Here is a 20,878-nt window from a genome sequence, read left to right as displayed (position 1 = left end):
AAAAGATACATTTTTCCGATCACCGTTATCGAAACAGCAAACAATAATGTTTGCTGTTTTTTTATTGCGTGAGCATAAAACAAATCCCTTTCCGCCGAAACGGAAAGGGATTTGTTTTGTCATGCCGTCAGGCACCGGTTTTTATGTTAGAAACTGTAACGCACCATGGCTCCGACCGTATGGTTCGTAACATGCTCTGAAACATCAAGGGAATAATCCAAGCCGAAAGAAATCTTGTTCTTGCCGAACTGAATGCCGACTGTTCCGTTTCCGACAACGTCATCAAGCACCGTTGTTGACAGGGAGAGCGGGTTCGCATTGGTGCCGACAAGATAGCTTATGCTGTCGGAGTCCAAATCCCCCGCGTTGAATGTCACGCCCAAGCGTGCTGACGGGCTGATATTCCAGCCGTTGTTCAAAATGAAGTTCTTCGCAATGCCGATGGAAACGGGAATGCTTAACACATCCTGGCTTTCTATTTTCGTGTCGAAAAAGGCTTCGCCGAAAACTTTGGAATGGTAATCATCGGTATTCAAATGTATGTATTTGACGCCGATACCGGGGCTGACAATGAAAGAGTTCACATTGATATCATATTGGGCGCTGAGTCCCGCCATAAACGTATTGCTGTCAACATCGGCTTCAATGCCGCCGACGTTTGTGTGCGCCTCTGTTTCGTTGTTGGTGGCGGTATAACTTAAATCAGCGGCAACATATAAAGCCCCGCTTCCCATTTCGCGGCGGACGCCCGCATAAATGCCGCCGCCGATAAAGTCGGAATCATTGCTTGCATAGGATATTGTGTCCACGGAATGGGAATTGCCTCCCCCGCCGTGCACCTGAACGCCTACGCGGATATCCGTTTTGTCATTATAAGCCGCCGTATAGTCAAATCCCAAGCTCGCTCCGCCGATATTGGCGTTATATCCCGCTTTTGAAGAACCGCTTTCCATATCACGCACGCGGCTGTTCTGATAAATAGGATTGAACCATACCCCCAAGCCCTTGTCCCAGCCGGGCACGGTTTCAAAAAACACGTTACCGAGGGAAGGAACAGGGCTTGCGTCGGCGATGAGAACATTTTTCTTCGCCACCGTCTGAACCTGCACGGAAGAACCTATTCCCATACGTCCCATGGTGTTTTGAGAAGCCCCGGTCGCTGCGTATACGGCTGTGCCGGCACTGCCGCTCACCGCGCTCAGCTGGGCGTTTTCTTCGATTGTTTTCGCCGCGCTCACAGCTGTTGTTCCGCTATTGAAATTGGGGTCGAAAAGCCTTGCAAGGTATCTTGTTCCCGCATTTGAGTGTGACGTATTGGTAATGTCGCTTCCCAAGCTGTTGACAAAATCAATTGTGGAACCCGCCACGCTGCCGGCAGGCAAGGCGTTTTCATTTCTAACAATTTTAAGAGTCAATTCGCCGTCTGCGGAATCAACGACTGTGGCTTCAAGAAGCGTATTTATCACAAGATTAATATCTTTCATTGTACCCAATTGCGTTCCAAATCCCTCATCTTTCTCAATTTGGTCATACCCTTTCACAAAAGTGAAATTTGTGCCTTCCTGAGCATTGGTTATCCTCAATGTGGCACCGTTTTCAATGATGAATTTGGAACCGGCGCTGCCGATTATCGCACCGCTTTCACTTCCTGGACCATTCGCAGGCAGTGTATTAAAAATATCAACATCATCAAAATTTTTATAATTGCCGAAATCCAGCCAAAGGGTGGAATCTTTTGTAAACTTGGTATCCCCTGTCGTCTTCAAATCCGCAAAATTGCTGAGATATACATAACCCTCGGCAGTTAAATTGTTGACCGTGCCGGCGGCATTGACCCAGCCAAGCATTGCGCCCTTATTAACATGAAATGTTCCTTGAGTATGTTGGAACGTGCCGTTTCCGAGAATAACTGCCGGTCCATTATGACCATACCCTGAATCGATAGTGACATTATTGGTTGCTGAAAATGTTCCGGAAACAATTTCCAAGGCAGAACCTTTTTTAAAAATAATTTCTTCAGATTCAGTATAATTACCAATGCTGAAATTATCCTCATGATCATACACAACAACAGCATTTGCGGTAAAACCCCACATTCCTCCCATGCAAAGAACCATGGTTCCCATACCCAGCGTTTTTAAAAAATTCCTTTTTTTAAAAACGGTTAACATGTCTTTTTTCCAATACATTGTTTACCCCACAATAAAAAAATTTTTAAAACTTTATGAAAATAAAATTTTAAAAAAATTATATATATATATATTGTCAAGCATTATTATCGCTCCCTCCCCGCAAAGAAAATTCCAACGCCCCCTTTGCGGAGCGTTGACGTCCCAAAAACGGCATCATGAAAAAAAAACAATAAAATTTTACTAGCCAAGCACATAAAAAAAAGCTAAAATTATTGCATAAAGCAATAAGGAAATTTCATGGCACGAGTATACAGAATCGGCGAAGCCGCAAAAATTCTCAATGTGAAAACCAGTGTCCTGCGCTTTTGGGAATCCGAATTTCCCCAAATCCGCCCTAAAAGAACAGAAACGGGGCAACGCTATTATTCTGAAAAAGACATGCATATCCTGCAAAAAATCCATACCTTGCTCTATCAGGAAGGCATGACAATCAACGGAGCCAAAAGAGTCTTAAAAGGTTCAAACGAGCCTCTTGTCGACGAAATAACGCTTCCTTTGGAACAAAACACGCTTATTCCGAGCGGGTTTCCCCTTGAAAAAAGCGGCTCCCAATACAAAGAAACCCTGCATGAAATATTTTGCGAATTAAAACAACTTCATACCATTTTAAATTCCAATCGGTGAACATGCCATGATCTTATCCCCTTCCCTTCTTTCCGCTGATTTCGGCAACCTTGAACAAGCCCTCAAAGACCTTGAAAATTCAGGGCTTTCTTGGGTGCATTGGGACGTTATGGACGGCTTATTCGTGCCTAACATCACTTTTGGGCAGCACGTGATAAAAATGCTCCGCCCGAAATCAAAACTTTTTTTCGATGTCCACCTTATGATTGAAAAACCGGAACGCTATCTTGAAGATTTCAAAAAAGCGGGGGCTGACATGCTTGTCATCCACGCGGAAGCGACAAACCATATCCAGCGCACCCTTGCAGAAATACGCCGTTTGGGCATGCGGGCGGGTCTTGCCCTCAACCCCGCAACGCCTCTTAATGTTTGCGAATACGTGCTTGACGATACGGATATGATTTTGCTTATGAGCGTCAACCCCGGTTTCGGCGGACAAAGCTTCATTCCCGCCACCTATGAAAAAATCCATACGCTCCGCAAAATGCTCGGCAGCAGGAAATGCCATATCCAAATCGACGGAGGCGTCACGCCTGAAAATACTAAAGAACTCTGCAAAGCCGGCGCTGATGTCTTGGTTTCCGGCTCCGCCTTTTTTGCTTATCCTCCTTTCGATGTCCGCCATCGGGCATTCCAAAAGGAAGCAATATAACGTCAATACGATAAGGAAAAACAATGGAACTTCGCAAAGAATGTGCAAATGCTATCCGTGCCTTGACAATGGACGCCATTGACAAATCAAAATCCGGCCACCCCGGAGCGCCTATGGGCATGGCGAACATGGCGGAAGCCTTATGGCGTTTCGCCTATAAGCATAACCCCAAAAATCCCCGCTGGTTCAACCGTGACCGTTTTGTTTTGTCCAACGGGCACGCCTCAATGCTTCTTTACAGCCTTTTGCACCTGACAGGCTATGATTTGAGCATGGACGACATTAAAAATTTCCGCCAGCTCCACTCAAAAACTCCGGGACACCCCGAAATTGAAAGAACCGCAGGGGTCGACATAGGAACCGGTCCGCTCGGTCAGGGTATCGCCACGGCTGTGGGCATGGCGCTTGCCGAAAAACTGCTTGCGAAGAAATTCAACAGGGAAAACCATGCTGTCATCGACCATAAGACATGGGTCTTTTTAGGCGACGGCTGCCTTATGGAAGGGGTCGCCCAAGAAGCGATTTCCCTTGCCGGAACATGGAAACTGAACAAACTCATCGCCCTTTACGACAGCAACGCCATTTCCATTGACGGCGACATAAAAAACTGGTTTACCGAAGATGTAGCCAAACGCTTTGAAGCCTCAAACTGGCATGTCATCAAAGATATTGACGGACATAATCCCGAAGAATTGGATAAAGCCCTTGCGGCGGCGCAGACCGTTTCCGACAAACCCGTTCTCATCATCTGCAAAACCGTTATCGGGTACGGTTCGCCGCATAAAGCCGGCAAGTCCTCCTGCCATGGCTCGCCCATGGGAGCGGAAGAAAATGAAGCGACCAAACAAGCCCTCGGCTGGAAATACGCTCCCTTTGAAATTCCGCAGCACCTTTACGGCGCTTGGAATTGCGTTGAAAAAGGCAAAAAAGCCAATGACGAATGGGACAAGGCATTTCAGGAGTATGCAAAAGCTTACCCCGAACTTGCAAAGGAGCTCTCCCGCCGTATCAAAGGTGAATTTCCTCCTGAATACAGCGAAGCTTTTGAAAAACTTTTCACAGACCTATTAAACGCCCAAGAAGACATCGCAACCCGTGTCGCCGGCAAAAAAGTTTTAGACGCCATCGCCCAAAGCCTGCCTGAACTTCTTGGCGGTTCCGCCGATTTGACAGGTTCCGTCGGAACCCTGCATGCAAATTCCAAAGACTTGGATCTGGAAAGCTTTGAAGGCAATTACATTCACTACGGCGTTCGCGAATTTGCCATGAGCACCGTTATGAACGGTTTAAGCCTGCATGGCGGTTTTATTCCTTATGGCGGAACATTCCTTGTTTTCTCCGATTATGCGAAAAACGCCATCCGCTTGGCGGCTCTTTCAAAAATCCGCGGTATCTGGGTGCTTACCCACGATTCCATCGGTGTTGGCGAAGACGGTCCGACCCACCAGCCCATCGAGCATGTTTCCGCCCTCCGTCTTACTCCCAACGTGGACGTTTGGCGCCCTTGCGACACTATTGAAAGCGCCGTCGCATGGAAAGCCGGCATTGAAAAGAAAGACGGTCCCACCTGCCTTGCCATGAGCCGGCAAAATCTCAAAGCGCAAGCCCACACAAAAGCACAGCTCGCTGATATTGCAAAAGGCGCGTATATTCTTTCGGACAGTGAAAAAACACCTGAAATCATCCTTATCGCCACGGGTTCCGAAGTCGGACTCGCCGTGGAAGGGGCAAAAGCCCTCAAGGACCAAGGAAAACAAGTCCGTGTTGTTTCCATGCCCTGCGCTGATGTTTTTGACAGACAAGACGGCGCCTATAAAGAAAAAATCTTACCGAAAGCCATTCGCAAACGCATAGCCCTTGAAGCGGGCAGTGCGGATTTTTGGTACAAATATGTCGGACTTGACGGAAAAATTATCGGCATGACGAGCTTCGGCGAATCTGCGCCTGCAAACCAACTGTTCGCATATTACGGGTTCGGTCTGGATAATCTTCTTGCAAAAGCAAAAGAACTTTTAGGAGAATAAAATGAAAGCATTAAGTATGGATGATGTGGATTTGCAATATAAACGCGTTGTCATCCGCTGCGATTTGAACGTACCTCTTAAAAACGGCGTTATCAAAGGCGATAAAAGAATACGTGCCGTTATTCCGACCATTCGGAAAGCGCTGGATAAAAATTGCGCCGTTATTGTCTTATCCCACCTGGGACGCCCGACCGAAGGCGTTTTTGAAGAAGAATTCAGCCTTGCGCCCGTTGCTGAACGCCTTGGCGAACTTCTCGGAAAAGAAGTCCGCTTCCATGCCTATGATCCTGAGTTAAAGGTTGAAGCTAAAAACGGCGAAGTCGTATTGCTTGAAAACGTCCGCTTCTTAACGGGCGAAAAGAAAAACAATCCGGAACTCGGAGCGAAATTTGCGTCTTTAGGCGACATTTATGTCATGGACGCTTTCGGTGCCGCCCACAGAGCGCACGCTTCGACAGAATCCGCTGTCCGCCAAGCAAAAATCGCTGTCGCCGGACCGCTTATGCTGGCTGAAATGGAAGCTGCGAATAAAATTTTACAGGAACCGAAACGCCCTCTTTACGCCATTGTCGGCGGATCAAAAGTTTCCACGAAAGTCACGGTGCTTGAAAATCTGCTCGGCTTTGTGGACGGGCTCATCGTCGCAGGCGGCATTGCCAACACATTTCTTTTGGCGGAAGGCTACGCCGTCGGAAAATCCCTTGTGGAAGAAGATTTCGTGGAAGAAGCAAAACGCCTTATCAAACTTGCGAAAGACAAGAACGTGGATTTGCCGCTCGCAAAAGACGTTGTCGTGGCAAAAGATTTAAGCACGGCGCAAGATTTGAGAACCTGCCCGATCACGGATATTAAAGCTGACGAAGCTATTTTCGATATGGGCGAGGAAACCTGCAAGGAATTTGCCAAAGTTCTTGAAAAAGCCCATACCGTCGTTTGGAACGGACCTCTCGGTGTTTTTGAACAAAGCCCTTTTGACAAGGGAACACGCCTGATTGGCGATATCTTGGCAAAAAGCAAAGCGTACACCCTTGTTTGCGGCGGAGACAGCGTTACCGCCGTGGAACAATTCGGCATTCAGGACAAAATGGGTTATTTGTCCACCGGCGGCGGTGCGTTTTTGGAAGTGTTGGAAGGAAAAATTCTTCCTTCAGTTGCCGCCCTTGCTGACCGCGCATAATTAATATTTCCTGCATTTTAAATGATAGAGCCCCTCTCCATTTTTATGAAAAGGGGCTTTTTTACAATATCAATATATCCCGAACTCTTCCGTATCAAGTTCCTGGGTTGCAAGCAATTTATCATACCACGCATCCCTTTGCATTACCGATTTCAATTTCTGTGCGTATCCTTTGACAACTTCGGTATTCAGCTGCCGAGCCGCCGATTGCTTAACCTCTTCACAGAAGACTTTATCTTCAAACTTACTCGCAAGTTCCGCAAGCAGCAATAAATTATGCTTGGAAAAACAAAGGGAAACCGCGCGCTGGCAATAAGCAAGCGCTTCTTCTGTTCTTCCCTGCTTGGTCAAACTTCGGATAAGAATTTGATAGCCGTCATGCCAAAAAGGTTCTTTTAAAAGATATTCCCTGCAAAGCCCGTCAGAATACGAAGATAAGACCGTTTTATTGAATTGCTTTCTTTTTTCTTCAGCCAAACGCGGATAAAATACAAAATCCTTTGTCAGTGCCGGAACATAGCCGTCTTGGGCGTAATATAAATGAGCGTCAGGAATGATATGGGGCTTTCTGGCAAATAGGAGTTTGCTGTTATGCATATCGGCATTCAATCGTCCGGGAGTCTGGCTGGTATGATGATAGACTATGCTTTCAGGCACAACCTGCTGCATGCACTCATGCTCAACATACGTATAACAAAGGTCAATATCTTCCATGCCGTTTTTATAGCCTTCAAAAAATTTTCCGACCGCAAAAAACTGTTCCGTACGGCATAAAAGCACCGCCCCGGTGATGATACGAAACTTCCTTTTCCGCAATACAGCCGGATGTGTCGGCTGAAAATCGGAATAGATATGCCCGACTTGTTGGATAGGCGTTACCGTCACCCCGCAATGCTGCACTGTTCCGTTAGGAAAAAGAAGCAATGGCCCGACCATGCCCACACGCGGATTATCAAGGGCTTTTACCAAGGGCGGCAGCCAGTTTCGCGTCACGACGGTATCATTATTTAAGAATAAGATATATTCATGCCCGTCTTTTCTTGCTTCTTCCGCTCCTTGATTGCAGGCGACGGCGAAACCTAAATTCTCCTGGTTGCGTATATAGGTGAAATGCCCTTCCCCGAATAAGGACCGCCCCATTTTTTCGGCATGAGTGGCGGTTTTATCCGTGGAAGCGTTATCAACCAAATAAACATGAATATCGGCAAGCTGCGTATGTTTCACAAGGGACTGCAAACAAGGAAAGGTCATTTTCTCCCATAAGTTCCAAACAGGTATCACGATACCGATTCCCATAATCCCTCCCTAATTGAAATCAGCAAGCAGAGCTCTCAAATCAAATTCACCGAATTGATATTGTTTGCATTCGGTTCGAAGCCTTGCCATCGCGTCATGAAGATGCGGAGAAGCAACCCCATGATAAATGGAAGTGTACACCTCCAAAAGGGCCGCCAAAGAATCACAGGCTTTAATCAGCTTTCCGTCTTTGCCGTTATACCTGTCTTCATTGAATTCCTGCATTTGACCGTATTCGTCCAATGTATGCACAATGCCGAGCTCGTCTTGATATTGTTCTAAAAATTCCGAACTGTACCCCACCCCCAAATAATAAGACAGGCAGTTGACAATATCCTCGTAACCGGCGCTGCGAAGCGGGTCCAAAATACGCCTTTCCAATTCGTCCTTTTCATATTGGTGAATGATTTCAGGTAGTTCTTTAACAGATTTTTTAACCGGATTGATGATGTCACGCGTCAAAAGTTCCGGCAAATCATGGAAAAGCCCGCAAAAAAAGTTGTTGACAGCCCTAGCCTTTGAAAGACCTTGCTCAATGGACATCATATAAGCGATAAGCCCCACAATGAACATATGTCCGAGCACGGAAGTTTCAGGAACACGCGCAGTCTGCGACCAGCGGATCTGAAACCTGAGCTGCCCGCACAAATTGGCGACACGGGCAAAAGGATTGCCGGCATTGTTCAATAAGTCGGAAACGCCCTGCACATCTTTCATGGATTGAAGCTGTTCCGTAAACGACAAATCAATATCCCGAAGTTCCTCGTCAAAAAAATTCAAAGAACGGATCAAATTAAATTCCCATTTCGAAGCGAACAAATGCGAAGCCGTCAAAATCCTTTTTGCCGGGTTGTTGTCCTGAAAATCCAGCGCGTCCGTGTGATATGCGACAAAACGTTTCCAAAAATCCTCATTGATGGGTTTGACAAGCGGTTCAAGTTCCGCAAAAACCCAATTCGTCAGCTGTTCGAAATGTTCCCTGTTTTCCCTGATCTGATAAAAAACAGGCGGTTTGATATCGGTAATGACAAGGCGGTACATATAATCAAAAATACAGCCTTCGATAATTTCAACTCCGAGCTCCAAAGCGATATCGTCTTCCAAGTCCCGGGATTTCAATTTATAGAGCAAAAAAGCCGTTATCATTTTATGGGCTTGCTTATCGACTTCATAAAGCTCCACGGGACGGAGCTTATCATTCCAACGGCGCATGAGCGAACCGGAAAAAATGAATTGTAAAAAACTTTTGCGTATTTTTGTCATGGTTACCTCACGCACAAATATTAAAATAAGCCTGAAAAATAAGCAAGAATAAAAAAAAATTTTTTATCAAAAAAAAGCGTGCTTTTTTTAAAAAAATAAGGTATAAGTATTCTTGTTTTTATTTCTGCCATCCCGTTACTCGCAGATTTAAAAGACACACTCCTTTTAAACCATGTGGAATAAGCTAAAAAAATTGTTTTTTTTAGTTTCTTTTTTATTGACATACAGTCAAAAAAAACCTATTAATCCATCTTTGCGATAAAAGCGAGACAGGAGAGATATACATGAAAACTTATAGCCCAACTCCAGAAAGCATTGATCGTCAATGGTTTTTGGTTGACGCACAAGATCAAATTCTCGGACGTTTAGCATCTCAAATTGCTCACCGTTTACGCGGCAAACACAAACCGGAATTTGCTCCTCACATGGACAACGGCGATTTTATCGTTGTTGTGAATTGTGAAAAAATTAAAGTTACAGGTAATAAGCTTCAAAAGAAAAATTACTATCACCATACCGGTTATGTCGGTAATTTAAAATCTATTACCTTAGAAAAACAATTGCAACAAAAACCGGAAGAAGTGCTCCGTGCCGCTGTTCGTGGTATGCTTCCAAAAAACAGACTCGGCCGTGCGATGCTTAAAAAATTAAAAATTTATGCCGGTGCTGAGCACCCTCATCAAGCTCAAGAACCTAAGACCTTGACTTTTGAACGCTAGGAGTAAGCATGTCAACTCAATTTGATTACGGTACTGGTCGTCGTAAAACCGCTACTGCTCGTACCCGTTTGTATGCAGGAAGCGGCAATATTGAAATCAACGGCCGCCCAATGGAACAATATTTTCCACGCAAGACTTTGCAAATGATCATCCGCCAACCATTAGTCCTCACTAAAAATACGGAACGTTTCGACATTAAGGTTAACGTTCAAGGCGGCGGACAAGCAGGTCAGGCTGCTGCGGTGCGTCACGGCATTTCCCGTGCGTTATTGCAGGCAGATGCAGAACTTCGCGGCATTTTGAAACGTGCAGGGTTCCTGACTCGCGACGCACGTAAGAAAGAACGTAAAAAATACGGTTTGGCTGCTGCCCGCGCCCGGTACCAATATTCAAAACGTTAATACTTTCTTTCTCCGGTCCGCATTTCAATGCCCCTTTTTCAGGGGCATTTTATGCCATAATTCATAGGTAGCGTTAACAATGTCCGCAAATCAAGTTGTTCAAGCCAAAGACACCCGTCCATGCATAACCGTTATCGGCATGGCAGGAGCAGGCAAAAGCACGGTGGGCAAAATGTTGGCACTTTCTTTAAATTGGGCATTTGTCGATACTGACCATATCATTGAAGCGACCTATGCGACGAGATTGCAGGATGTAGCGGATAAACTCACAAAAGACGAGTTTTTGGATACAGAAGCTTCAATAGTGCAAAGTATTTTTTTCAACAGAACCGTTATTGCGACGGGAGGCTCCGTGGTTTATCGTGAAAAAACCATGGAACACCTTGCAAAGCTTGGTATCATAGTATACCTGAACGTTGATTTGAATCTTATTTTGGAAAGGATAGCGAAAAATCCGGAACGGGGTTTGGCTATCGCCCCCGGGCAAACCATAGAAGATTTATTTCATGAAAGAGAGCTGCTTTATAAGAAATACGCGAACATCACTTTAGATGCGAAAACCATGTCGCCTAAGGAATGCGCACAAAAGCTTATGAAAATGCTTCCGGAAAATTTTCTGTAATCTTTCAGAGCGAACGTTGCGAGAATAACGCTTGCATAGTATCGGATAACGGTTTATACTTGTCTTATCAATAATGAGGAGAAGAGCATGAAAGACGGCATACATCCAAAAGTTTATAAAGCAAAAATCCAATGTGCCTGCGGTTTTGAAGTTGAAGCGCTTTCTACCAAAGGTGAAGCAGTTCACACAGAAATTTGCTCCAACTGCCACCCATTCTATACCGGTAAACAACGTTTTGTTGATACCGCCGGCAGAATTGACCGTTTCCGTAAAAAATACGCTAAATTTGAAAATAAATAATTTCGTTTTATACGGATATATGAATTGCCTCCTTGGTTTTATCCAAGGAGGTCTTTTTAATTGAAGCGACATTATTCTTCTTTAACTTTTCCATACCTTATGATGAAACTTTTTCTTTTCCTATTCGCAATGTTTTACAAATTCACCACCCATATCGGCGGGCAAGCCGTCATGGGCGGACTTATCATGCGCAATTATGAGCGCTATGTGCTTGCAGTAAGAAACAGCGGCAATGAAATTGTCGTCGAGCGGCATACGTGGTATTCCCTTTCAAAACATCCCGTACTTCGGAAAACCTTTATCCGGGGCTTCCCGATTTTACTGGAAACGCTCATCAACGGCATAAAAGCTCTCAACCGTTCTGCGGAACTCATTGAAAGCACCCCCAAAAAAAACACGCCCATGCAAATGTTTTTCAGCCTTGTTTCGGCTACATTGCTGGCGGTTCTGCTCTTCGTGATCATTCCCCATTTTTTTGCTTTCGCCATGGAACACATAGGGCTTGGAGGTTCGATAGACAGCCTTTCATTCCATATTTGGGACGGACTATTCAAAATTTTTCTTTTTTTGGGATATATTTATTTGATTTCGTTTATTCCGGAAATAAAAGCCGTTTTGCAATACCACGGCGCAGAACACAAAGTTATTTCCTGCTATGAGAACGAACTCACGGTCTGTGCGGAAAATGCCAAACGGTGCACACGCCTGCACCCCCGCTGCGGCACAAGTTTCATTTTATTCGTTCTGCTCCTCGCCATTATCGTCCACAGCATTTTCGTACCCCTTATTTTGTTCTTTCCTCTTTTGAAAAATAGTGCTATCATGCACAGCGTTGTTATTCTTTTCAAGATTATTCTGATTATTCCAATCAGCGCTTTCGCTTATGAACTAATCCGAGCTTCCGCCAAAAGAACAGCAAATATTTTCCTGAAAATCCTTTCTGTTCCGGGTTTGGCCCTGCAAATTTTGACGACAAGGGAACCAAGCATGGAACAGCTTGAAGTCGCAGTTATTGCATTAAAGGAAGTCTTACAGGACAATCCGCAAAACTTTATAACAGCACCATACAGAATTATTGAAAATAAAGGATAAACCATGTTTGAAAAATTAGAAGCCTTGGAAAAACAATATCTTGAATTTGAAAAACAATTGGCAGAACCGGATATTTTTGAAGATCAGGAAAAGTACCGCAAAATCACCAAAGCCCATGCGGATTTGGATGATATCGTCCATCTTTTCAGAAAATACAAAGCGGCGAAACAACAATATGAAGACAATAAGGAACTCATGCACGACAGCGACCCGGAAATAAAAAGCATGGCGGAAGAAGAAAACGCTTTGCTCCATGACGAATTTCCCGCAATGGAACAGGAACTGCGTGTCATGCTCCTTCCTCCGGATCCCCTTGATGAAAAAAATATTGTTCTGGAAATTCGGGCCGGTACCGGCGGCGAAGAAGCCGCTCTTTTTGCCGGTGATTTATTCAGGATGTACAGCCGTTATGCTGAACGCATGAACTGGAAAGTGGAAATCATGAGCGAAAACCCGACCGACAACGGCGGATATAAGGAATTAATCGCTCTCATCACGGGAAACCGCGTTTACAGCCGTTTGAGATATGAATCAGGAACGCACCGCGTGCAGCGTGTTCCCGCCACGGAATCACAAGGCAGAATACATACTTCTGCCGCAACAGTCGCCGTCATGCCGGAAGCGGAAGAAGTCGATGTGGATATCCGCCCGGAAGATTTGCGGATTGACGTATACCGCGCATCAGGCGCAGGCGGTCAGCACGTCAACAAAACAGAATCAGCTGTCCGCATAACCCATATCCCGACCGGCACTGTCGTCACCTGCCAAGATGAAAAATCACAGCACAAAAACAAAGCGCGCGCAATGAAAGTGCTCGCTTCCCGCATTTTACAGGCGGAACAGGAACGCCAGCATTCGGAAATGGCAGCCGACAGAAAATCGCAAGTCGGCAGCGGAGACAGGTCCGAACGCATCCGAACCTATAATTATCCTCAGGGACGTATCACAGACCACCGTGTCAATGTTACCGTTTATTCCTTGGAACGCTTCATGGACGGAGAAATTCAAGGCATTGTCGATGAACTCGCAAGTTTTGCGCAGGCGGAAAAACTCAAAGCGGAAAACCTCGCCTGATACTCGGTATCCGCATAGACAATCAGGCAAAAAACATATTTTGTATTTCATTTGTACAATAACGGAATAAGGTTTCAACAATGAAAAACAATTTTTGCACCTGCAATGATTTGGCATGTCCTTTAAACCCGAAAAATCATGATAAAGGCTGTTCGCCCTGCATCCAAAAAAACTTGCGGCAAAAAGAAATACCGAACTGTTTTTTCAAATTGGCCGGACTTACCGGAAAAAGGGAAAGCTATTCTTTTGAAGAATTTGCCAAACTTGTCCTCGGCAAGAACGGTTCATGAATTTGACTGTGCTGATTAATACACTGAGTTATGAACGCCGCCTAAAAAAGGCTTTCCATATTTTTTCCAAAACTGCTTGCAAGTTTTTTTTGTATGCTTATTTCTATATTGAGGTATCAATATGAGTAACAATACAGCAGAAAATCAACCGCTCATTGAAACTGCGCAAGATATTCAAGAACCAAAACTCTATAAGGTAATCATGCACAATGATGATGTGACCACTATGGAATTCGTGGTGCAGGTTCTTGTTGATGTTTTTCATAAAAGCATTGAAGACGCTTCTGAAATCATGATGAAAATCCATACGCAGGGTAAAGAGATCTGTGGAATTTATCCGCGTGAAATTGCGGAATTTCGTATCTATAAAACATTACATTTAGCAAAAAATGCTCATTTTCCTCTATTATGCACCATGGAAGAAAATGCATAATAAAGCGTTGCGCATTTATCATAAGGAAATATTATGGGACGTTCACTCATGCAGGCGCTTGCGTTGGCTGTCCTGCAAATCAGAAACAAACGCCATGAATTTATGACGCTTGAACATATTTTGCTCGCCGTCACCTTTGAAAAAACAGGACAAAGGATTTTAGCCGCCTGCAATATCGATATACACGAATTACGCCATAATTTGGAACAATATCTGGAAGAGAACATGACAACCGTCGCTCCCGAAGACAAAGGGGAAATCGTCCAGACGCCCGCTGTCACCCGTGTGCTTGAGCGCTGTCTGCGTGAACAGGCTCAAACCAATAAGCAGGCGGAAATAGGAAATTTTCTTATTCATCTTTACAGTGAACAGGATTCATGGGCTGCGTATTTCATTAAAAAACAAGGTGTCATTCTTGCACATATAAAGGACATTGTCAGCCGTGAAGCGGCAAAGTTTTCACAACCCGCCGACAATATCATCATCAGCGACATCAATGAAATAACAAACCCCGAAGATGTGCAGCAATATAAAAATTCCCTGCAAAAAAATCCCGGTGAGGCAAAGGAAGAAAAACAATCAGCCTTGGATTTGTTTGCCGTCGACCTTATCGCAAAAGCGAACAACGGAAAAATCGACCCTCTTATCGGACGCGGAAATGAATTGCAGCGCACCCTCGAAGTGCTTTCACGCCGTAAAAAAAATAATCCTCTTTTCTTGGGCGAGCCCGGAACAGGAAAAACCGCCATTGCCGAAGGAGTCGCCCTTGCCGTTGCAAAAGGCGATGTGCCTAAGGATTTTCAAGACTGCCGCATTTTCGCCCTTGATTTGGGAGCGCTGCTCGCCGGTGCAAAATACCGCGGCGACTTTGAAAACCGTCTCAAACAGGTTGTTGCGGAATTGCAAAAGCTGCCCAATTCCATTCTTGTTATTGATGAAATCCATACCCTTGTCGGAGCAGGCGCAACAAGCGGCGGTTCCATGGACGCATCAAACCTTTTAAAACCTATTTTGGCAAGCGGCGATTTACGCTGCATAGGTTCAACAACATACGAAGAATACAGAAACCATTTTGAAAAAGACAGGGCTTTATCCCGCCGCTTTCAGGTTATCGATGTCAAAGAACCGAGCCGTGACGACTGCCTCTCCATTTTGAAAGGTCTGCAAAGATATTATGAAAAATTCCATACCGTCAGATACGGCAAAGGCGTGCTTGAGGCCGCAGTGGATTTATCCATAAAATATATGCAGGACAGACTGCTCCCGGACAAAGCCATTGACATTTTGGACGAAGCGGCGGCCTCCGTAAAACTGGGATTTTACGCATCCGCAAAAGATAATGGCAAAAACCGCGCCTTGCCCGTTACAGTGAAACATATTGAAGAAACCATCGCCCGCATGAAGAATATTCCCCCATCACAAGTGAGCATGGATGAAAAACATAAGCTCCGCACGCTGAAAACGGATTTGCTGGCACGTATTTTCGGACAAGAACAAGCCATTGAAACCGTAAGCAATGCCATTTGGCGGGCAAGGGCCGGGCTTAATGGCGAAAACCGTCCTCAGGCGAGTTTCCTTTTCCATGGACCGACCGGTGTCGGAAAAACGGAGCTTGCTAAAAATATTGCGGAATTATTGCAAATTCCGTTTTTACGCTTCGATATGAGCGAATATATGGAAAAACACGCCGTCGCCCGTTTGATCGGCTCCCCTCCGGGCTATGTCGGCTTTGAACAGGGAGGGCTTTTGACCGACGCCATCCGTAAAACCCCGCATGCGGTTTTATTGCTTGATGAAATAGAAAAAGCCCACCCCGACATCTATAATATTCTTCTGCAGGTCATGGACTACGCGACCCTCACGGACAATAACGGCTATAAAGCCGACTTCCGCCATGTTATCCTGATTATGACGACCAATGCCGGAGCAAATGAAATGCAGAGCCGTACGCTTGGATTTGTGGATAAAGGAAAAGCAAGCGGAAAAAGTATCAAAGCGGTTGAAAATACCTTCAGTCCCGAATTCAGGAACAGGCTTGACGCCCTGATTGGTTTTAACAGCCTGACTATTGAGCAGATGCACCCCATTGTGGACAAAGTTCTGCTCAGCCTCAAAAACGGGCTTTTTGAAAAGAAAGTGTTTTTCGAACTCACCTCTTCCGCCCGTGACTGGCTCGCCCGCAAAGGATACGACGCGAAACTCGGCGCAAGACCTTTACAGCGCCTTATCAGAACAGAAATCGAAGACGTGCTCGCAAGAGAAGTCCTTTTCGGAAAACTGGCTAAGGGCGGAAAAGTAAAGGCGATAGCCCAAACTCCGCAGGCGGAACATCTTGATTTTATTTTTGAGAAAACACCCGTCCGTCAAAAAGAAAAAATTAAGGAAACCGCTTAACATACCCGAAGGCTTACCCTTCCCTTTTCTTTTCCATGCGCGATTATGTTTTTCTGGACGAGGAGATTTGGTTTCCCGAATATGAATATGCCGATGATAACGGATTACTTGCCATCGGAGGCGATTTATCCGTGGAGCGGCTTATTCTTGCCTACCAAAATGGGATTTTTCCGTGGTACGGCAAAGAAGATCCCATTCTTTGGTGGGCACCGGATCCTCGTTTCGTGCTTTTTCTCAAAGATTTTCATTTAACCAAAAAACAAAGAAAACAAATGGAAAAAGCCCGATTCCACATTACGGAAAACCATTGTTTTGAAAAAGTGGTTGAACTTTGCGCGTCCGTGAAAAGAAAAAGTCAAGAAAATCACAGTGACACATGGATAACGCCTGAAATGCAAAAAGCCTATGCCAATCTGCACAAACACCATATCGCCCACAGCGTGGAAGTTTGGACGCAGACATCCCAAAACCGCGAAGAAACACCCGTAACCCATTCCTTTGATAGTGAAACCTATTATCTTGCGGGCGGACTATACGGAGTTTTGACTCCGCATGTTTTTTGCGGAGAATCCATGTTCAGCCTCATGCCAAACGCCTCAAGGGCGGGACTTGATTATCTCGTGCGAAAATTGGAAAAAGCCGGACACATTCTCATTGACTGCCAAATAGAAAGTCCGCATTTTTCCCGAATGGGAGCCCGCAATATTCCAAGACAAGAATTTTTAGATTATTTACATGGGAAAAATGGTGAACATACAAACTAAACGCCTTTCTGTACGTGCGTTATCACAAGATGATTTTGATTTACTTTTTCCCTTTTTGAGTGACCCCAAAACCATGTATGCCTATGAACATGGCTTTTCGAGGGAAGAAGTACAGGCTCTCCTTGATAAGCAAATCCATTCCTACGCTGTCAATAATTTTGGTTTGTGGGCTGTCATATTAAAAGAAACAAAAACATGTATCGGGCTTTGCGGCGTTACCCTGCAGTACTATAACAAGAAAACAGTACCGGAGTTGGGGTATATTTTTCATAAAACATACTGGCATAACGGCTATGCCTTTGAAAGCGCAAGCGCCTGCATGGATTTTGCATTTTCCGAACTGAACATACCGAAATGCTACGCAATCATCCGTGATACCAACCATGCATCGCAAAAATTGGCGCTGCGTTTGGGAATGAAGCAGGTTGATACGGTAATTAAACACTATTGGCAAATGGATATGCCCCATTTGGTTTTTGTAAAAGACAACACGGAAGAACCGTTCAAACCCGCTTCATAAAAACCGTTCTGTTTTTAACAATCGGTTATTTTTGCGACACTTGACATCTCTTGTGATTTTTATTACTTTTTCAGAAAAAATAAGGACTGCGGGAAAAACAAATGTCAAAAAAAATTTTTTACTGTGATAAAATAAAAACGTTTTGTCCGGAATATCCGAACGTTCAAGCCATTTTGGTTTCCGATGGACGCATTGAATTCATGGGAACGAAAGACGATGTTTTAACATATATATATATATATAGGAAAACAACAGATTGAAGAAATCCATTTAGGCGAAGGCGTCCTTTACCCCGGATTTATCGATACCCACAGTCACTGCTCCATTTACAGCAATTTATTGGATAAAGTCTATTGTGCCCCGTCCTGCGGCAATATCCCCTCAATTTTACAGAAATTAAAAGAAAAAGCCGATAACACCCCGGAAGGTGAATGGGTTATCGGATACAGTTATGACGATACCGGAATACCGGAAGCAAGGCATTTAAACAAACATGATTTAAATGCGGTCAGCACCAGACATCCTGTTTTAGTTTCCCATATTTCCAGCCATATGGGATATGCCAATGATTTAGCCCTGCAAAAATTTTCTTTTGACGCCCGTACAAAAATTCCGGGCGGCGAAGTCGTTGTCGACAGCCAAGGCCAAACAACAGGCTTTTTATTGGAAACGGCATATTTCAAATGCCTGTCCTATTTGCCGGCAGCCACTCCCGAACAGCAAAAAGAAAATCTAAAAAAAGCTGTTTACGAATACAATAAAAACGGTTTTACGACCATTCAGGACGGCGGACTTGGTTTCGGCACCGACGCCCGGCTCATCACGCAATCATATATTCAATTATATAAAGAAAACCGGCTCAATGCGAGAATGTATCTGCAATATGTTCCGGAAGCGTTTGAAAAATTGCTTCCATACGGCTTATGGAATTTCGGAAACGATTATATCACGTTCGGCGGATTGAAATATTTTACGGACGGTTCTATCCAGGGCTTTACCGGAGCCCTTTCCCAAGATTATCACAGCCGTCCCGGTTATAAAGGCAATCTCCTTTATCCTCAAGAAGAAATTGACGCAATGATTGAAAAATATCATTGCATGAATGTGCAAATTGCGGTTCACACCAATGGCGACGCGGCTTCGGAAGCCGTTATCTCCGCCTTTGAAAAAGCATTGAAGAAAAATCCCCGCACGGATTTAAGGCATATGCTCGTTCATGCCCAAATGGTTTCCGATTCTCAATTGGAAAGAATGAAAGCCTGCGGAATCATTCCCACATTTTTTGTCAAACACGTTGAAGTTTGGGGGGATCGTCATGCAAAAATTTTCCTCGGTCCCGAACGGATGTCCCGCTTAGACCCATGCGGTTCAGCCGCAAAAATCGGCTTGCCCTTCGCTTTGCACGTGGATACGCCGGTTTTACCGGTTACCGCGCTTGAAAGCATGCATACGGCCGTCAACCGCACAAGTTCCTCCGGCATTGTTTATGGCGAAAATCAACGCATTTCGATAAAGCAGGCGCTGGAAGCATACACGGTCAACGCCGCCCTTTGCTGCGCGGGAGAAAAAAACAGAGGCAGGCTAAAACCGGGATATTATGCGGATTTCGTGCTGCTTGACAAAGACCTTGAAGAAATACCTTCCGCCGACATTAAAAATGCCCAAGTATTGAAAACCATTTGCGGCGGCAATATCGTTTACGAAAAAAATTAAAATCCCCCCGCTGTCTTATTAAAAAGGAGGAACACAAATGCAAGAGCAAAGACTGTTGGATTCATTAGCGTTTCTGGCAAAAAACTGCAACGACACCCCTTGGTTGGGAGTAACCCGTTTTTCATGGTCGGCAGCGGACCGAAAAGCCCGCCGATACATCAGCGCGGAACTGGAAAAAATCGGCATAACGGCACATACTGACGGAATAGGCAATATCCATGGCATATATAAAGGAAAAACCGATAAACCCGCAATTGTGATCGGCTCGCACCTTGATACGGTTAAAAACGGCGGTAACTATGACGGAACATACGGAGTTGCCGCCGCATTGGAGGTATTGCGCAGCCTTTACGATAAAAACCATATTCCCGAAAGGGATATTGAATTTATCGCCTTTGCGGAAGAAGAAGGCTCGAATTTCGGCAATACGTGTTTGGGAAGCAAAGCCATCACGGGGCAAATTTCCGAAAATGATTTGAAATCCATACGCAATAAAGACGTATCCGCATGGGATTTGCTGCGGCAATTCGGATTGCAGCCTCAAAACCTCATCCATGAACAAGTCGACCCTCAAAAAATTCTGGCTTTTTTAGAAATTCATATCGAACAAAACGAAATTTTATACAAAAAAAATATTCCGCTGGGAATAGTTACGGCAATATGCGGCATGCGTCTTTATGCAATCCGTATTGAAGGACGTTCGGACCATGCGGCAAGCCCCATGCTGGGAAGAGCCGACCCCATGGCTGCTTTTGCGGAAATAGCCTATTCTATGGAAAAATTATGGAAAGACGGCGTACTGCCGGAAGATTTTTCATGCACCATAGGAAATATCCGATGTCTTCCCAATGCGGGCATCGTCATCCCAAGCCAAGTCGATTTTACCATCGATATCAGGCACATTGACATAGAAACGCTTGAAAAAGGCTGGAAACGCATTGAAGCAATGATTAACGCCGTTCAGGAAAAAAGAAATATCCGCTTGACTGTTGAACGCCTTTCCGCAAGCGGCGGAACCGCCATGGCTGAATTTGTGAAAAACACTTTCGCCCAATCGGCAAGGGAACTGAATGCGCCTGTCCATTACCTGCAAAGCGGTCCCGCCCACGATGCGGCAAGTATGGGGCATAATGTCCCGGTCGGTTTGCTTTTTGTTCCGAGCATTGACGGACTAAGCCATTGTCCCGAGGAAAACACAAGTCCCGAACATTTGATTTTAGGCGCTAAAGTCTTTGAAAACGCCGTGCTCGCACTGGCAGAACAAAAATGACAATCATTTCTTTATGGAAATGAATATATCAGGCTGAGGTTTTTTTATTAATTCAAAA

The 20,878-nt window shown here is 44.9% G+C and carries 20 protein-coding genes; 17 read left to right on the top strand and 3 right to left on the bottom strand.

The window, feature by feature from the left end:
- Window positions 1-146 precede the first annotated feature (146 nt).
- Complete coding sequence (locus tag JBF11_RS00255) at window positions 147-2,189, bottom strand: autotransporter outer membrane beta-barrel domain-containing protein (protein ID WP_334315389.1); 2,043 nt, start codon at window positions 2,187-2,189, stop codon at window positions 147-149.
- Window positions 2,190-2,429: 240 nt separating this feature from the next.
- Here JBF11_RS00255 and JBF11_RS00250 point away from each other — a divergent pair, with 240 nt between their 5' ends.
- The 4 genes from JBF11_RS00250 to JBF11_RS00235 are packed head-to-tail and all read left to right on the top strand — an operon-like array spanning window position 2,430 to window position 6,669.
- Window positions 2,430-2,816 carry a MerR family transcriptional regulator gene (locus JBF11_RS00250; RefSeq protein ID WP_334315388.1) on the top strand — a complete coding sequence of 129 codons (387 nt, stop codon included), beginning with the start codon at window positions 2,430-2,432 and terminating at the stop codon, window positions 2,814-2,816.
- Window positions 2,817-2,823: 7 nt separating this feature from the next.
- The gene (gene rpe, locus JBF11_RS00245) at window positions 2,824-3,468 is read left to right on the top strand and encodes a ribulose-phosphate 3-epimerase (RefSeq protein WP_334315387.1); all 645 of its coding nucleotides are present in this window, start codon (window positions 2,824-2,826) and stop codon (window positions 3,466-3,468) included.
- 23 nt (window positions 3,469-3,491) lie between these two features.
- Window positions 3,492-5,492 carry a transketolase gene (gene tkt, locus JBF11_RS00240; protein ID WP_334315386.1) on the top strand — a complete coding sequence of 667 codons (2,001 nt, stop codon included), beginning with the start codon at window positions 3,492-3,494 and terminating at the stop codon, window positions 5,490-5,492.
- Between the two features lies 1 nt (window position 5,493).
- On the top strand, window positions 5,494-6,669 hold the full coding sequence (locus JBF11_RS00235; RefSeq protein ID WP_334315385.1) for a phosphoglycerate kinase: 1,176 nt from the start codon (window positions 5,494-5,496) through the stop codon (window positions 6,667-6,669).
- Between the two features lie 69 nt (window positions 6,670-6,738).
- Here the strand turns inward: JBF11_RS00235 and JBF11_RS00230 are convergent, their stop codons facing one another.
- The gene (locus tag JBF11_RS00230; RefSeq protein ID WP_334315384.1) at window positions 6,739-7,965 is read right to left on the bottom strand and encodes a glycosyltransferase family 2 protein; all 1,227 of its coding nucleotides are present in this window, start codon (window positions 7,963-7,965) and stop codon (window positions 6,739-6,741) included.
- Window positions 7,966-7,974: 9 nt separating this feature from the next.
- A complete protein-coding gene (locus JBF11_RS00225; protein WP_334315383.1) occupies window positions 7,975-9,228 on the bottom strand; it encodes an HD domain-containing protein in 1,254 nt (417 codons plus the stop codon).
- A gap of 284 nt (window positions 9,229-9,512) precedes the next feature.
- On the opposite strand from JBF11_RS00225, the gene rplM reads away from it, so the two are divergent.
- From rplM to JBF11_RS00160, 13 genes are all read left to right on the top strand, one after another.
- Window positions 9,513-9,947 (top strand): 50S ribosomal protein L13, encoded by a 435-nt coding sequence (rplM, locus tag JBF11_RS00220; protein ID WP_334315382.1) that lies wholly within the window; start codon window positions 9,513-9,515, stop codon window positions 9,945-9,947.
- 8 nt (window positions 9,948-9,955) lie between these two features.
- Window positions 9,956-10,348: a 30S ribosomal protein S9 gene (gene rpsI, locus JBF11_RS00215; RefSeq protein WP_334315381.1), complete on the top strand. Its 393-nt coding sequence runs from the start codon at window positions 9,956-9,958 to the stop codon at window positions 10,346-10,348.
- Between the two features lie 79 nt (window positions 10,349-10,427).
- Window positions 10,428-10,970 (top strand): homoserine kinase, encoded by a 543-nt coding sequence (thrB, locus tag JBF11_RS00210; RefSeq protein ID WP_334315380.1) that lies wholly within the window; start codon window positions 10,428-10,430, stop codon window positions 10,968-10,970.
- A gap of 87 nt (window positions 10,971-11,057) precedes the next feature.
- A complete protein-coding gene (gene rpmE, locus JBF11_RS00205; protein WP_334315379.1) occupies window positions 11,058-11,270 on the top strand; it encodes a 50S ribosomal protein L31 in 213 nt (70 codons plus the stop codon).
- Between the two features lie 99 nt (window positions 11,271-11,369).
- Window positions 11,370-12,362, top strand: a complete 993-nt coding sequence (locus JBF11_RS00200; protein WP_334315378.1) for a DUF1385 domain-containing protein — start codon at window positions 11,370-11,372, stop codon at window positions 12,360-12,362.
- A 3-nt stretch (window positions 12,363-12,365) separates the two neighbouring features.
- Window positions 12,366-13,436 (top strand): peptide chain release factor 1, encoded by a 1,071-nt coding sequence (gene prfA, locus JBF11_RS00195; protein WP_334315377.1) that lies wholly within the window; start codon window positions 12,366-12,368, stop codon window positions 13,434-13,436.
- Window positions 13,437-13,516: 80 nt separating this feature from the next.
- Entirely contained in the window at window positions 13,517-13,726 is a 210-nt protein-coding gene (locus JBF11_RS00190; protein WP_334315376.1) for a DUF6485 family protein, read from the top strand.
- A gap of 121 nt (window positions 13,727-13,847) precedes the next feature.
- Window positions 13,848-14,159 (top strand): ATP-dependent Clp protease adaptor ClpS, encoded by a 312-nt coding sequence (locus tag JBF11_RS00185; protein WP_334315375.1) that lies wholly within the window; start codon window positions 13,848-13,850, stop codon window positions 14,157-14,159.
- A gap of 33 nt (window positions 14,160-14,192) precedes the next feature.
- Window positions 14,193-16,553, top strand: a complete 2,361-nt coding sequence (clpA, locus tag JBF11_RS00180) for an ATP-dependent Clp protease ATP-binding subunit ClpA (protein ID WP_334315374.1) — start codon at window positions 14,193-14,195, stop codon at window positions 16,551-16,553.
- A 35-nt stretch (window positions 16,554-16,588) separates the two neighbouring features.
- On the top strand, window positions 16,589-17,317 hold the full coding sequence (aat, locus tag JBF11_RS00175) for a leucyl/phenylalanyl-tRNA--protein transferase (RefSeq protein ID WP_334315373.1): 729 nt from the start codon (window positions 16,589-16,591) through the stop codon (window positions 17,315-17,317).
- Window positions 17,298-17,837: a GNAT family N-acetyltransferase gene (locus JBF11_RS00170; protein WP_334315372.1), complete on the top strand. Its 540-nt coding sequence runs from the start codon at window positions 17,298-17,300 to the stop codon at window positions 17,835-17,837. Before aat ends, JBF11_RS00170 begins: the two co-directional genes overlap by 20 nt.
- Before the next feature lie 228 nt (window positions 17,838-18,065).
- Window positions 18,066-19,550, top strand: coding sequence for an amidohydrolase (locus JBF11_RS00165; protein WP_334316340.1), 1,485 nt, complete (start codon window positions 18,066-18,068; stop codon window positions 19,548-19,550).
- A 37-nt stretch (window positions 19,551-19,587) separates the two neighbouring features.
- Entirely contained in the window at window positions 19,588-20,820 is a 1,233-nt protein-coding gene (locus tag JBF11_RS00160; protein WP_334315371.1) for a M20 family metallo-hydrolase, read from the top strand.
- Window positions 20,821-20,878: the final 58 nt, after the last annotated feature.

Origin of the sequence: Taurinivorans muris, assembly GCF_025232395.1 — a bacterium.
Taxonomy (GTDB): Bacteria; Desulfobacterota; Desulfovibrionia; order Desulfovibrionales; family Desulfovibrionaceae; genus Taurinivorans; species Taurinivorans muris.
This window is presented reverse-complemented; position numbering and strand designations above follow the sequence as displayed.